Raw genomic sequence first — 12,552 nt, 5'->3', positions numbered from 1 at the left:
GGGACTGACAGGGTCCGGACGGGAAGCCGGCAACATGTGGAGGGGGATCCTTGTCCGCCGAGGACACGCACGCACCTGATGGCGTCCCGCCGACGGCGGGGCCGCCGTTCGTCCGGGAATTCGAGGCGACTCTGCCCGTCCACTCACAGTTCGTGCTGTGGGGGAACCGCCATGACAGCTTCCTCGTCCGGGAGTCCGGCAGCGCACGCCCCCGCCTGCTGTCCTTGCCGGACCTGCTCTGGGAGACGCTCCGTGCGAGCGGCTACGCGTGCCTGCTCGTCCACGACCCCGTGGACGGTCTCCGGGTGCACCTGCCGGCCGGTGCCACCGCCGAGGAGGCCGATCAGGCCGAGGCGGCCGCGTCCCGGCTGCTTCCCCGGCGTCCACGGCCGGGAACGCTTCCCTCGCTGGAGACCCTGCGCACTCTGATGGCCGAGCTGACCCGTCCCGCGCAGCCGGTCCGGGCGGCGCTCGCGATCGACGACGCCTCCCGCATCGCGCGCAGCGCGACGGAGCTGGAGCCGAACGAGCGGGACTTCTTCAGGTTCTGTGCCAGGCTCTCCCGGACCGCGGTTCCGGTGGGTGCGCAGAGCGGCCGTACGACCCCGCTGTACAACCCGGTGATCTGGCTGGCGGACCGCGAGGGCGATCTGCCGGCCTGGCTCACCTCGGCCAACGACCAGATCCGGTCCATCGGGCTCCCGGTTCCGGACCTGGGCGACCGGCAGGCCACCGCGCGCCTGTTGATGAAGCTCTTCGGCGTCACGGACCTCGACTCGGACCCGCGGGCGACCGAGGCGTGCGACGCGTTCGCGGCCCAGACGGACGGACTCACCCTGCAGGCGATGATCGAGGTCACGCGGCTGGCCCGGGACCGCGGCCTGACGATGACGGAGCTTCCGGACGCGATCCGGATCTACAAGCTCGGCGTCATGGACAATCCCTGGAAGCGGGAGTACCTCCGCGAGCGGATCACGGACGGCCAGCATTCGATCCCGCAGCGCGTCGTCGGACAGCCGCAGGCCGTCACCAAGACCCTCGACATCCTGAAGCGGGCGGCCCTCGGGCTGTCCGGCGCGCAGCAGTCCCGCTCCTCGGCCCGGCCGCGTGGCGTGCTGTTCTTCGCCGGTCCCACGGGCGTGGGCAAGACGGAACTGGCCAAGGCCATCTCGTCGTTGATCTTCGCGGACGAGTCCGCCTACCTGCGGTTCGACATGAGCGAGTTCTCCGCGGAGCACGCCGGGGACCGGCTGATCGGGGCTCCACCGGGGTACGTCGGGTTCGAGGCGGGCGGCGAACTGACCAACGCGGTGCGTCAACAGCCCTTCAGGGTGATCCTCTTCGACGAGATCGAGAAGGCCCACCCGCGGATCCTGGACAAGTTCCTGCAGATCCTGGAGGACGGCCGGCTGACGGACGGGCGTGGCTCGACGGTGCACTTCTCCGAGTCCGTCCTCGTGTTCACCTCCAACCTCGGCATGAACGTGGAGGACGGCGGCGGGCGGCTCGTGCCCCACGTTCACCCCGACATGCCGTACGAGGAGATCGAGGAGCGCATGAAGGCGGCGATCAGCGACCACTTCACCAGGGTCCTCGGCCGGCCGGAGCTGCTCAACCGCTTCGGGGACAACATCGTGGTGTTCAACTTCATCGACGGTGAGGCGGCCGCCCGGATCTTCGGCCTCCAGCTCGACAACATCGTCTCCAGGGTCCACGAGGAGCAGGGCGTCGTCCTGGAGGTGGACCCCGAGGTCCGGGCCGCACTGCGCAAGCGCTGCACCGACAACCCGCACATGGGGGGCCGGGGCATCGGCATGGCCCTGGAATCGCAGTTCGTCAATCCCCTCGCCCGGGCCCTGTTCGACCGCGACCCGGCAGCGGGTGCGCACGTCCGGGTGACGGGCCTGCGGCGCGAGGGCGACATCGTCTCCGTGGAGCTGGCATGACGCCCTCCCCCGACTCCCCCGCCGTCGTCCCCGGACCCGACCCCGGCCCCGGCCCCGGCCCCGGCCCCGGCCCCGTCAGGCTGATGCTGAACAAGGCGCACTACCCGGTGACCTCGCTGGGCCCCGGGACCCGGGCGGGCATCTGGACGCAGGGCTGCACGATCGGCTGTGCCGGGTGCGTCTCCCAGGACACCTGGACGGCCGATCCCGGCACCTTCGTGGACCTCGCGGCACTCCGGGACTGGCTTTCCGGCCTGCCCGATCCGCTCGACGGGATCACGGTCTCGGGGGGAGAGCCGTTCCAGCAGCCCGAAGCGCTCGCCGCGCTCCTGGAGTGGGTCGGCGCCTGGCGCCGCGAGCGGCCCGCGCCCCTGGACGTGCTCGTCTACAGCGGGTACTCCCTCGCCCGGCTGAGGAGGGAGCACTCCGCGCTCCTGGACCACTGCGACGCGGTGCTCACCGGTCCGTACGTCGAGCGCCTCAACAGCCCCGGACTGCGGTGGAGGGGTTCGAGCAACCAGCGTCTGACCGCGCTGACCGATCTCGGGCGCGAGCGGTACGAGGGAAGCGGCTCCGTCGACTCCCCGCCCATGCAGGTCGAGGTGGCCGACGGCCGCATCTGGTTCATCGGCGTTCCCCGCCAGGGCGACATGGACCGCCTGAACGCCCGGCTCCGATCAGCCGGCATCACCATGGAAGGGGTGTCATGGCGCAGCTGATCTGTTCGTCCTGTGGCCTGGCGGCGGAGGACGACGATCTGATCTGCCGGGGATGCTCGGGGAACCTCAGCCGTCCCGTCGTCGCCCGGTACCCGCTGCCCGGGCCGCCCCCGCACGTGCCTCCGCCCCCGTCCGTGCCTCCGTCCGTGCCCGCGACCGGGGCGGGGACCTCGGGGACGGCGGACGACGGCGACCCGGCCGGGGAGGACCAGCCCCGGGTCTGCCCGCACTGCGGGGCCCCGGTTCCGGTGCCGACCAACCAGGTGTGCGTGGCCTGCCAGCGGATGCTGGGCGAGGTGCGCCCGTCCCGTGCCGCCGGCGCCGGCGAGCAGGCCGGGGACGTGCACGCGACCCGCCGCGACATCCCCACCGTCGTCCTGCGGATCCGGTTCGGTGCGGTGGAGCGCACCGTGACGCCGGGCAGCACCCTGCTCCTCGGCCGTGCTCCGGCCGCCCACACCACGCGCGGCCTGCTGGAACGCTACGACAACGTGTCCCGTCAGCACGCGACCGTCGGCCTGGAACCGGACGGCACCGCGTGGGTACGGGACGAGCACTCCACCAACGGCACCTTCGTGAACAGCAGCCCGGTCAGCGCCGGTGCGCGGACACCCCTGCGGGACGGCGACGTGCTGAGGCTGGCCGCGGACTGCACGCTCGGGATCACCGTCGACCAGCCGGGTGAAGGGGACCGGCGATGACCGGGCCCCGGGACGTGGTCGAGGTGACCGTCACCGCGATGACCCACCGCGGCGCCGTCCGCGGCGGCAACGAGGACGCGTTCGTCATCGGGTCGCTGACCGCGGCCGGTGTGGACACCGTCGATCCCGTCGTGGTGCGGCTGCTGGTCGAGGAGCCGACCGTGGTCGCGGTCGCCGACGGGCTCGGTGGCCACAACGCCGGCGAGATCGCCGCGGCCCTCACCGTCCGCAGGCTGGCGGAGCGCGCCCGGAGCATCGGCGCCGGCGAGCTGCTCCGGGAGATCAACACGGAGCTGTACGAGCTGGCCGAGGCGGACCCGGCGTGTGCCGGTGCGGGAACCACGGCCGTGGGGCTGTGGCTGACCCCCGGCCGGGTGTCCTGGTTCAACGTCGGCGACTCCCGCCTCTACCGCGAGGACGGCGGCTACCTGGGACAGGTGTCGGTGGACGACTCACCCGTGACGGACTGGGACGAACCGGGACGAGCAGCCACCCCGACGAACCTCGTGCTCCAGACCCTCGGCGGTGCCGCGTCCTTCGAGCCCGTCCACCCGCACACCGGCACCGAGCGGTACGTCCCGGGCAGCCGGTGGCTGCTCTGCAGCGACGGGCTGTCGGACCTGGTGGACGTGGCCGAGATGGAAGCGATCCTCGCCGGGAGCCCCGACGACGACGTCCGGGCGGTGAAGGCCCTCTGGGTCGCCGCCATGAACGCCGGCGGCCGGGACAACATCACCGCCCTGCTGGTGCGCTGCTGAGACCGGACCGCGCCCGGCCGGCCGCCGCTCCGGAAGCGGCAGCCGGCCGGGTGTCGTCATCCCCTACCGGGTCAGTCCTCGCAGCCCTTGGGGCTGTCGGCTGTGATCGCCTCGGCCGTGTAGGGGCACTGGAAGCCGATCCAGCGCAGCTGCTCCCACATCTGCGCCCAGGGCTTCTGCGGGCCGCGGCACACCATGAACTTCTGGTCGTTGTCGGAGACCGGCAGCTCGTTCTTGTACTGGCCGCGCTCCTCGCACGACTGGAAGAGCTGGTTGAACAGCTTCGGGTCGGCGCCGATGGTGATCACGGTCGTCTTGTCATCGGTGGGCCGCCCGAAGTCGGCGTACGAGTTGTGGCCGCTGTACGCCTTCGGCAGGCCGTACTTCGATCCCCACTTGTCGATCGCGCCGGCCTGGCCGTAGTGGTTGCCGTAGACGACGGTGCGCGCCTGCTCGTCCGCCGGCAGCGAGTGGTAGATGTCGCTCACCTGCCGGGTCATCTCGGGCCAGCCGGCCTGGTCGAACTGGACGATGGCCAGCTCCTTGAGGACGGGGTTGTCCGCGTAGGTGTTGATCGGGAGGGTCGGCAGCATCAGGACCGCGCACATCGCGAAGTTGAGCCCGGCCAGCCCGCCGAGCACCCAGAGCCGCCTGACGTTGCGCGCCCACCGGTCGACGACCACGGCGCCGGCGGCGAGGAGGACGTACTGCAGCGAGGTGTTGTAGGCGCCCTGCCCGCCGATGACCAGCAGCACGACGCACATCAGCGGGTACGACCAGCCGACGAACCGGTAGGGGCGCCACTCGGGACGGCGCAGCAGCGCGACCAGGCCGGCGATCCACACCGGGTTCAGGAAGAGGCCGATGAGCAGGAGCTGCGTCGGGAGGAAGGTGCTGCGGGACAGGGTGTCCAGCGCCTTGGACAGCGCGGCGCTCATCTCCAGCTGCGGCATGCCGTGCGTCACCTGCCAGATCAGCACCGGCGAGGCGATGACCGCGGCCAGGCCGACGGCGGCCGGGAAGCGCCGGGTACGGAACACCGACCGCGGGCCGAAGGCCAGCAGACCGGCCCCGAGGCAGAGCAGCAGGAGGACCACCAGGTACTTCGCGGTCAGGCCGACGCCGACCACGGCGCCGATCGCCCACCACAGCCGGGTGTCGCCGGTGCGCACCAGCCGGATCAGCAGCCAGGACGTCGCGATCCAGGACAGCTCGTCCCAGTTGTTGGTGCCCATGATGTGGCCGGTGAACATGACCAGGCCCGAGGCGAACGCCATGAACGCCGCGATCTTCTGCGCCCGGGTGCCGCCGCCCAGCTCACGGGCGATCAGCGGGGCGAGCACCACGGCCATCGAGGCCAGCAGCGCCGGCACCACGCGGAAGCCGAAGAGGTTGTCCCCGAACAGCGCGATCTCGATCTTGCCGACCAGCGCGACGAGCGGCGGCTGGTCGATGTAACCCCACGCGAGGTGGCTGCTGGCCACCCGGGTGTAGAGCTCGTCGACGTGGTAGCCGTGCCGGGCCGCCAGTACCAGCAGGAACACCGTCATCGCGGCGGCGGTCAGCCCGACCGGCCGCCAGGGCACGGGGGTCAACCCCTCCGGCGGCCTGGACGCCTCTTGTTCTGGGGAAGCGGTCGCTGTCGCGAAAGTCATAAGGGACTCCATGCCGTCGTGGCTCGCTGCCGTGCCGGATGCCGGGCACGACTCAGCCCTTAAATATCGAGGCGCGCACCTCCGTCCTCAACGAACTTGAACCGTGCCGACATTGCGCAGGCCGGACGGTGGCCCGCGCCCGGGGCGGGGACACGGCTGGCCTCGGAATTTCATCCACGGGTCAACTTCATGGCGGGAGCCCCCCTCCGCCGGAACACTCGGTGACGTCAGCCGCCGTCTCACAGGGAAGCCACGGCATGACCACACCCCTGCCACGCAACCGGAACTACCGCATCCTCTGGTCCGGCATGTTCCTGTCCGAGATGGCCGCCGAGATCGCGTACATCGCGTTCCCGCTCCTCCTGCTCGCCCACGGAGGCTCGGCGGCCGCCGTCTCCGGTGTCGCCGCCGTGCTCGCCGGCGCCCGCACGCTGGTCAGCCTGCCCGCCGGGGCGCTGGCCGACCGCGTGAACCGCAAGCGGGTGATGGTGGTGGCCCAGGGCGTCCGTACGGTGGCGATGCTCAGCATCGCCGTCGCCGTCCTGCTGGGCGACTGCCCGCTGTGGCAGGTCCTGCTCGTGGCGGTCGTCGAGGGCGCGGCCGCCGGCATCTTCGTCCCGGCCGAGAACGCGGCCCTGCCCCAGGTCGTGCCGGAGGACCAGCTGCCACAGGCGCTGGCGCGCAACGCGGCCCGGCCGTTCGCCGCGCTGCTGATCGGTCCGGCCCTGGCCGGCTTCACGTTCGGGCTGCACGAGGTGCTGCCGTTCACGCTGAACACGTCGGCGCTCGCGGTGTCGTTCCTGGCACTGGCGGCACTGCACCTGCCGCACCGCACCGCCGGGCCCTCGGCCGACGAAGGGGCCGCCGCAGCCGCCCCAGCGCGGCCCGACGGGTTCGGGACGCTGCTGCGCATGCCGGTCATCCGGGCGACGATGGCCTGGATCGTCGGTGTGAACCTCGCGTTCCACACCCTGGTCGTGCTCGTACTCATCGTGTCGGGCGAGGACCACGTCGCACCCGGGCAGATGGGCCTGATGATGACGTGCTTCGGCGCGGGCGGCCTGGTCGGCGCCCTGGTCGCCGACCGTCTGCACGCGGCGGCGCTGTCGCCGGCGGCGCTGGTCATCGGCTCGACCTGGGTCTTCGCCGCCGTCGCCGCCGTCATGGCGTACGCACCGCGCGGCGTGCCGCTCGGCATCCTGCTGGGCGTGGCCGCGATGGCCATGCCGATCGCGAACACGACCGTGATCACCTGCCAACTGTCGGCCGTGCCCGACGGCATGCGCGGACGCCTGTCCGGCCTGGTCGGTCTCGGCTCCGAACTGGCCGCCACGGCCGGCCCCGTCGTCGCCGGCGTGCTGTCCGCCGGCACCCGGGACGGCGCCGTGAGCATCCTCGGCGCGGCCGCGCTGCTGGTGCTCGTCGCCGCCGGCGCCACCCTGAGCCCGACCCTGCGCCGCCTCGCGCTGCCCCGTCCGTCGGCCGTACAGCAGCCGGCGCACTCCTGACCACCGACAACGGAGGAAGAAGATGCAGAAACTGCAGTTGCGCGACGAGGACATCGTCGCGATCGAGAAGGTCACCGCGGAGGTCGCGGAGCGCTTCTCGTCCATCGAGGATCCCGCCCTGCACCGGGCCGCCCAGGTCTACGCGCACGAGTTGCCGCGCGAACTGCGGACGGCGCTGGTCGACTTCAAGCTGACCGAGCCGTCGGGTGTGCTGGTCCTGTCCGGACTGCCGGTCGAGGACGCGGAACTCGGGCCCACCCCGCCGGACTGGCGCGACAAGGCCGCGCCCGACGCGACGCTGCGCTCCGACATCCCGTTCCTGCTGATCAGCTGCCTGCTCGGCGAGCCGATCGGCTGGGCCACCCAGCAGGACGGGCGGATCATGCACGACATCTTCCCGATCCGTGCCCACGAACACGGCCAGATCGGCTGGGGAAGCGCGGAGACGCTCGCCTGGCACACCGAGGACGCCTTCCACCCCCTGCGCACCGACTACCTGGCCCTCATGTGCCTGCGCAACCCCGACGCGGTGGAGACCACCTTCGCCGACATCGCCGACGTGCAGCTCGACGACGCGACGCGCGCGGCCCTGGCGGAGGAGCGCTTCAGGATCCTGCCGGACGACTCGCACCGTCCGCAGAACCAGGTCGAGGGCGGCCAGGAGGATCCCGAAGTGGCCGAGCTCAGGAGGCGCAGCGCCGAGCGGGTGGAGAGCGCCCTGCAGTCCCCCGAGCCGGTCGCGGTTCTCTTCGGCTCGCCGAAGGATCCGTACGTCCGGCTGGACCCCTATTACATGCAGGGTGTGCAGGGTGATTCCGAGCAGCGGGTACTGGACAAGATCGGGGAGGCCCTGGACAACGCGATGGGCGGAGTGGCCCTGACTCCCGGCGATATCGTTTTCATCGACAACTACCGCGTGGTTCACGGCCGTAAGCCCTTCCAGGCGCGTTTCGACGGCACCGACCGTTGGCTGCGTCGGCTGAATATCACCCGCGATCTGCGAAAGTCCCGGCACACCCGGTTGTCGGCGGCGTCGCGGGTCATCTACTGAGGATCGTTCCCGGGTGATCGCGAGGAGCGCGTGGAGCAGCTCGCAGATCCGGGCGCTGACCGACCCGGCGGGAGAGGAACGGTCCTCGCCGACCTCGAACGCCGGCTCGCCACTTGACAGGATCCGCATCGCCCCGGGGCCGTCGGCGGCGAGCGCGCCCGGGACACCGTCCTGTTCGAGTGCGGGGGCGCACATCGGGCCGGCCATGGATCGCCTGCCGGACCGGCTCGGTGACGGCGCCTCCCACGGAGACGGGCGCACGGAGGTGCCGGCACCTCACCCCGGCCGCGCGGCAGGGCCGGGTCGACGATCGCCTCGCGGCCGTCGACGAGCCTCACCAGCAGGTCCACCGCGATCCGGCCCGGGGCGTGTCCGGTGCCACCCGGCTGCGGCCCGCACACTACAGGGGAGGTCGAGCGCCGCTCGATAAGCGATCAAGGACCCCACGTCACCACCGCCACCCGGCCCGGGCAAAGTCGGAAGATTTCGATCTTGCCATTGCCGGTGGCACACCCTTAGGCTTCTGCGTGCCATAAGCGCATCAGGTGTGACACGGGGGTGGCAGTGTTGCGCATTCATGTAACCAGCGAAGACATTCAGCGGTTAAGAATGGTCCACACCTTAGGACCGATGTCCGAAGCGCTCTTCGCACTTCACCGTTTCGGACGTGACCGCGCTCGCGGCGGTGTCGGTTGGCACAAGTTCGTGCGCGAGCGACTTGGCGACGACCTGCCCGCCGTGGACAAGGTCGTCTCCGAGTACCGAGTAATTCCCGATCTCCTGTGGCTGCTCGAACGGGACGGGCCCGACGCGGATTCGGTGCCGTCGGCCATGCGCGCCAGGGCTCGCAGCCTCGCCCAGGTGGTCGTCCTGTTCTGCTGTGCGGGCATCCTGCCCTACTGGTCGCGCATGCAGGCCCGGCTGGAGATCGAGCGCGACGTGCGCGGGCGGATGGCCATCACGAACGGCATCGAGTTCCTGCTCGCGGGCCTGCACCCCAAGGTGACCTGGGAGTCCTCGGAGCTGCGGATCGCGTCCGACCTCGACCTCGACATCGAACTCGACGGGCGCGGCCTGATCCTGAGCCCCTCACTCTTCCTCCCTCCCAAGACCTGCGTGCTCGTGCGCTCCGAGCGGCAGTCCGGCGTGCCCGCGCTCGTCTTCTCCGTGCCGCTGGATCTCAACGACCTGGAGTCGACTCCCGAGGAATCGGAGGTCGAGGGCGACCGGGCACTGGCCGCCCTCGTCGGAGCCACCCGTGCGGCCGCCCTGCGCGCGCTGTCCGAGAGCGGCACCACCGGCGATCTGTCCGACCGGCTCGGCATCTCCCTCTCCGGCGCCAGCAAGCAGGCCACCGTGCTGCGCGAGGCGGGCCTGATCACGACGTTGCGCAACCGCACCACCGCCATGCACACCCTCACACCGCTCGGACTGGCGCTCCTGCAAGGGGAGTTGCCCACCGAGTTCACCGGCTTGTCGGGCATCCCGGGCATCCCGCCGGCGGGTGAGCTGAGGGGCGGTCCGGGGCTCCGCAGCGCTAGGGCATGACCTGCGTCTCGACCACGCGACCCTCGACGAGCAGCACCACCGCGTCGGCCCGTTCCAGGGAGGCCAGATTCGTGGCCGAGGCCACGACGCAGAGCCCCTGTCGGTCCACCAGGTCGCGCAGCAGGTCCAGGATCGCCTCCGCGCCGGAGGACGGAAGCCCGCTGGTGAGGTCGTCGGCGAGCAGCACGTCGGGGGCATCGGCGACCGCGACCGCGACGGCGGCGGCGCGTTGCCGACGCTCCGTCAGGTGGAGTACGGGGGTGTCCCGCTCGTCCCACAGGTCCAGCCGGTACAGTGCCTCACGCAGCAGTTCGGCCGATCCGGCCGGCAGTCGATCGAGCACCGAGGCGAGCGTGCCGGTCGTCGCCAGCTGCTCCGTCACCGGCCGCAGCCCGACGTGCGAGAGCCGGAGGTCCTCGGCCAGACGGACCTCGCCCGCCGCCACCGGATCCAGCCCCGCGGCACACCGCAGGATGCTGGTCTTGCCCGCGGCGGCCGGCCCGGCCAACGCCGTCCAGGTGCCGGCCTCGGCCGCGAAGCTCACATTCTCGATCACATATCCGGACTCGATGCCGCCGGCTCCGATCGTGCCGACATGGCACAGCTGCAGAGCCGGACGATGGTCAGTCATGTCGATCTCTTTCAACGTTCGGGAGGTAAGTTGTGCAACCGGTCCGCCATCCCCGTTCCACTCCGGCGGAGGTGGGCCGATTTTATCCATCTCCGCTTCCGGATACTCGTCATGAGCAGCATGTTATGGTCTCCGGCGCTGATGAGCCCATACCCCCTGCCGCAGGGAAAGAACTACAGCCTGCTGTAATGCGCGCGGCGGCCCGGTGTGCTCCGGTGATCCGCGCCTGGACGTCGCTGCTGCGGGCCACAATCTATCTGCTCGGGGAATTCGGCACCGCGGCCATGAGCCTCCTGTCCTTCCTGCTGCTCTGTCACCCGAGTTTGCGTCAGGCCTGGGCCGACTGGCACCGGCAGCGAGCCGGCCGTCTGCTGGGCCGCCCGGTCCGCGCGCAGAGCGTCGCCCTGCCCCGTCACCTGTACTGGCTCGCCCTGCACGTCACGTTCGGCCTCGCCTGCGGGCTCGCCGCGGTCCTCTGCGTCGGCAACGCGCTGCTGATCGTGGTGTCGCTGCCGCTGTCGTGGGCGTTTCCGCTGGAGGACGACTCGAAGCCGACGCTGGACCTCCCGGTGGTCGGCTGGCACGAGGCGCTCTCCGGTCCGTCGGTGGGGACCCTCCTGCTCGCCGTCGGCTGCCTGGCGCTGCCGAAGCTCGCCACGGGTCACGCCCGTCTGACTCTCGCCGTGCTCGCGTCGTCGCGCACCCAGAGACTCGCCGATCGCGTGGCCACGCTCACCCGCACCCGCACCGACGCGCTCGAAGCGCACGGCGCCGAGCTGCGGCGGATCGAGCGCGACCTGCACGACGGCACCCAGGCACGGCTGGTGGCCGTGGCGATGCGGCTCGCGGTGGCCCGGCGGTGCCTCGACCGTGACCCGGCCACCGTCGCCCGGATGCTGGCCGAGGCGACCGACGTCAACGAGGAGGCCATGGTCGAGCTTCGCGAGGTGCTCCGCGGCATCTACCCGCCCATCCTCGCCGACCGCGGGCTGCGGGGGGCCCTGCGCACCGTCGCCGCCCGGGCCGGCGTGCCGGTCTCGCTCGACATCGGCGAACTGCGCCGGATCCCGGCGGCCATCGAGGCGGTCGCCTATTTCGTGGCCACCGAAGCGCTGACGAACGTGGCCAAGCACAGCCGGGCCACCGAGGCGGGGCTGAAGGTGTGGAGCGCCGAGGACGTGCTGACGGTCGTCGTCACCGACAACGGCGTGGGCGGCGCGCGGGAGAACGGCGGCAGCGGACTGGCCGGTCTCCGTGGCCGCGCGCAGGCCCTCGACGGCTGCGTCACGGTCGTCAGCCCGGAGGGCGGCCCCACCACGATCACCGTAGAGCTGCCGTGCGGATAGTCATCGCGGAGGACAACGTCCTGCTCGCCACCGGCATGGAGCTGCTGCTGGCCAGTTCCGGCTACGAGGTGGCCGAGGTCGCCGCCGACGCCGAGGGGTTCCTGGCCGCGGTGGACCGGCACCGCCCGGCCGTCACCATCGTCGACGTGCGGCTGCCGCCGCGGTTCCGCGACGAGGGGATCCGGGCCGCGATCGAGGCCCGGCGCGTCCATCCCGGCCTGCCTGTCCTGGTGCTGTCCCAGTACGTGGAGGAGACGTACGCGTCCGAGCTGCTCTCCAGCAGCGGTGGCGGCGTCGGCTACCTGCTCAAGGACCGCATCAGCCGGGTCGACGAGTTCCTGGCGGCGCTCGAACGGGTGGCCACCGGCGGCACGGCGCTCGACCCCGACGTGGTGACCCAGCTGCTCGCCAGGCGGACGCAGCCGCTGTCCACGCTCACCCGACGGGAGCGGGAGGTCCTGGCGCTCATGGCGGAGGGGCACGACAACGCCACGCTGGCCAAGAAGCTGTGCATCACCGACAACGCCGTGCACAAGCACATCGGCAACATCTTCGCGAAGTTCGAGCTCACCGAGACCGACGCCGGCCATCGGCGGGTCCGGGCCGTGCTGACCTACCTGGAGGCATCCTGACGGCTTCGAACCCGTGAACGACGAAGCGGCGGGCCCGTTCGAGGAACGGGCCCGCCG

The 12,552-nt window shown here is 71.4% G+C and carries 11 protein-coding genes; 9 read left to right on the top strand and 2 right to left on the bottom strand.

Going from position 1 to position 12,552, the window contains the following annotated elements:
- Positions 1–50 precede the first annotated feature (50 nt).
- The 4 genes from ACIRRH_RS24725 to ACIRRH_RS24710 are packed head-to-tail and all read left to right on the top strand — an operon-like array spanning position 51 to position 4,124.
- On the top strand, positions 51–1,946 hold the full coding sequence (locus ACIRRH_RS24725) for an AAA family ATPase (RefSeq protein WP_403071232.1): 1,896 nt from the start codon (positions 51–53) through the stop codon (positions 1,944–1,946).
- The gene (locus ACIRRH_RS24720) at positions 1,943–2,665 is read left to right on the top strand and encodes a 4Fe-4S single cluster domain-containing protein (protein WP_403071230.1); all 723 of its coding nucleotides are present in this window, start codon (positions 1,943–1,945) and stop codon (positions 2,663–2,665) included. The genes ACIRRH_RS24725 and ACIRRH_RS24720 overlap by 4 nt, the downstream gene beginning before the upstream one ends.
- Complete coding sequence (locus ACIRRH_RS24715; protein ID WP_403071227.1) at positions 2,653–3,366, top strand: FHA domain-containing protein; 714 nt, start codon at positions 2,653–2,655, stop codon at positions 3,364–3,366. Before ACIRRH_RS24720 ends, ACIRRH_RS24715 begins: the two co-directional genes overlap by 13 nt.
- Positions 3,363–4,124 (top strand): PP2C family protein-serine/threonine phosphatase, encoded by a 762-nt coding sequence (locus ACIRRH_RS24710; protein WP_403071224.1) that lies wholly within the window; start codon positions 3,363–3,365, stop codon positions 4,122–4,124. The genes ACIRRH_RS24715 and ACIRRH_RS24710 overlap by 4 nt, the downstream gene beginning before the upstream one ends.
- A gap of 71 nt (positions 4,125–4,195) precedes the next feature.
- Here ACIRRH_RS24710 and ACIRRH_RS24705 read toward each other — a convergent pair whose 3' ends face one another.
- Positions 4,196–5,710, bottom strand: coding sequence for a glycosyltransferase family 39 protein (locus tag ACIRRH_RS24705; protein ID WP_403071221.1), 1,515 nt, complete (start codon positions 5,708–5,710; stop codon positions 4,196–4,198).
- Between the two features lie 326 nt (positions 5,711–6,036).
- Between ACIRRH_RS24705 and ACIRRH_RS24700 the strand changes: the two genes are divergently transcribed.
- From ACIRRH_RS24700 to ACIRRH_RS24690, 3 genes are all read left to right on the top strand, one after another.
- Positions 6,037–7,287: an MFS transporter gene (locus ACIRRH_RS24700; RefSeq protein ID WP_403071218.1), complete on the top strand. Its 1,251-nt coding sequence runs from the start codon at positions 6,037–6,039 to the stop codon at positions 7,285–7,287.
- Positions 7,288–7,309: 22 nt separating this feature from the next.
- Positions 7,310–8,338: a guanitoxin biosynthesis L-enduracididine beta-hydroxylase GntD gene (gene gntD / locus ACIRRH_RS24695; protein ID WP_403071215.1), complete on the top strand. Its 1,029-nt coding sequence runs from the start codon at positions 7,310–7,312 to the stop codon at positions 8,336–8,338.
- A 705-nt stretch (positions 8,339–9,043) separates the two neighbouring features.
- The gene (locus ACIRRH_RS24690) at positions 9,044–9,886 is read left to right on the top strand and encodes an ArsR/SmtB family transcription factor (protein ID WP_403071212.1); all 843 of its coding nucleotides are present in this window, start codon (positions 9,044–9,046) and stop codon (positions 9,884–9,886) included.
- On the opposite strand, the gene ACIRRH_RS24685 is transcribed toward ACIRRH_RS24690, so the two are convergent.
- Positions 9,876–10,517, bottom strand: a complete 642-nt coding sequence (locus ACIRRH_RS24685; protein WP_403071210.1) for an ATP-binding cassette domain-containing protein — start codon at positions 10,515–10,517, stop codon at positions 9,876–9,878. The two genes, ACIRRH_RS24690 and ACIRRH_RS24685, sit on opposite strands and share 11 nt — an antisense overlap.
- Positions 10,518–10,705: 188 nt before the next feature.
- On the opposite strand from ACIRRH_RS24685, the gene ACIRRH_RS24680 reads away from it, so the two are divergent.
- The gene (locus ACIRRH_RS24680; RefSeq protein WP_403071207.1) at positions 10,706–11,863 is read left to right on the top strand and encodes a histidine kinase; all 1,158 of its coding nucleotides are present in this window, start codon (positions 10,706–10,708) and stop codon (positions 11,861–11,863) included.
- Positions 11,854–12,495 (top strand): response regulator, encoded by a 642-nt coding sequence (locus ACIRRH_RS24675; protein ID WP_403071204.1) that lies wholly within the window; start codon positions 11,854–11,856, stop codon positions 12,493–12,495. The genes ACIRRH_RS24680 and ACIRRH_RS24675 overlap by 10 nt, the downstream gene beginning before the upstream one ends.
- Positions 12,496–12,552 lie beyond the last annotated feature (57 nt).

Origin of the sequence: Kitasatospora sp. NPDC101235, assembly GCF_044767505.1 — a bacterium.
GTDB lineage: Bacteria > Actinomycetota > Actinomycetes > Streptomycetales > Streptomycetaceae > Kitasatospora.
This window is presented reverse-complemented; position numbering and strand designations above follow the sequence as displayed.